Source organism: Pseudomonas emilianonis (assembly GCF_023072625.1).
Lineage (GTDB): Bacteria > Pseudomonadota > Gammaproteobacteria > Pseudomonadales > Pseudomonadaceae > Aquipseudomonas > Aquipseudomonas paraveronii.
Window position 1 is genome coordinate 1 of record NZ_JAKNRV010000677.1, and the last position, 1,217, is coordinate 1,217.

Annotated in this window: 1 protein-coding gene; it reads left to right on the forward strand. The window is 64.3% G+C overall.

The genetic code is table 11. The features are described from left to right. Positions 1-1,098, forward strand: a 1,098-nt coding sequence (locus L9Z73_RS30790) for a TauD/TfdA family dioxygenase (protein ID WP_247408744.1), incomplete at its 5' end; no start/stop codon positions are given. Positions 1,099-1,217 lie beyond the last annotated feature (119 nt).

The following is a 1,217-nucleotide window of genomic DNA, read 5'->3' on the forward strand; positions in this document are numbered from 1 at the left end:
GGTCGCTCGCGGCTGGAGGCCAAGCGCGACAAGCTCAAGTCCTTCACCCGCCAGGCCGCGCCGTCCGCTGCCGAATCTGCGGTACGTTGCACGCCGCTGAATGCCGACAGTCAGTTCCCCCTGGTGATCGAGCCGGTCAGCGCCGACCTCGACCCTTGTGTCTGGGCCAGCCAGCATCGCGAGTTCATCGAAACCAAGCTGCGCTGTCATGCCGGCTTGCTGTTCCGTGGCTTCGGTTTGAGCACCGCGCAGGATTTTGAGGCCTTCGCCGAGGCCATCCAGCCGGGCTTGTATGGCGCCTATGGCGACTTGCCGAAGAAGGAAGGCGGGCGCAACACCTACCGCTCCACGCCTTACCCCGAGCAGCAGATGATCCTGTTCCACAACGAAAGCGCACACCTGCGCCGCTGGCCGCGCAAGCAGTGGTTCTTCTGCGAGCAGCCATCGCCGGTCGGTGGCGCCACGCCCATCGTCGACTGCCGGGCCATGTATCGCGCCTTGCCGGCCGAGCTGGCCGAGATCTTCGAGCGTAAGGGTTTGTTGTACGTGCGCACCTTCACCCCGGGCTTCGATGTGGATTGGCGCGACTTCTACAAGACCGACGAGCGTGCCGTGGTCGAGGCTGCGTGCCGCGAGCAAGGCGTGGAACTCGAATGGTTGGCCAACGGCGGCCTGCAGACCCGCACGCCTTGCCCAGCGGTGATCCGCCATCCGTACACCGGGGAAAAGTCATTCTTCAATCAGGTCCAGCTGCACCACGACTATTGCCTGCAAGCCGATGTACGCCGCGACCTGCTAGGCATCGTCGGTGCCGGGCACATGCCGCGCCAAGTGTATTTCGGTGACGGCACGCCCATCGACGACGCGGTCATGGAACAACTGGGCCAACTCTACGAAGCCTGCGCAGTGCGCTTCGACTGGCGGCGTGGCGATGTGGTGATGCTCGACAACATGCTCGTCGCGCATGCCCGCGACCCGTTCGAAGGCCCACGGCGGATCGTCGTGGCCATGGGCGAAATGACTGACCGCAGCGTGTTTGACAGCGCTGCCGAAGGCACCGTCGAGCGCTCTGGCCAGTCGGCCGGCCTCTCTGTTTAAGGACATCCCCGATGAACGATCTGAGCCTTGATTTGACCGCGCAACACACCCTGGCCTTGAGTCCCGAGCAGCGCGCCTGTTTGCTCGGCCACGACCCTGGTGTCATTCAGGAACGGGTG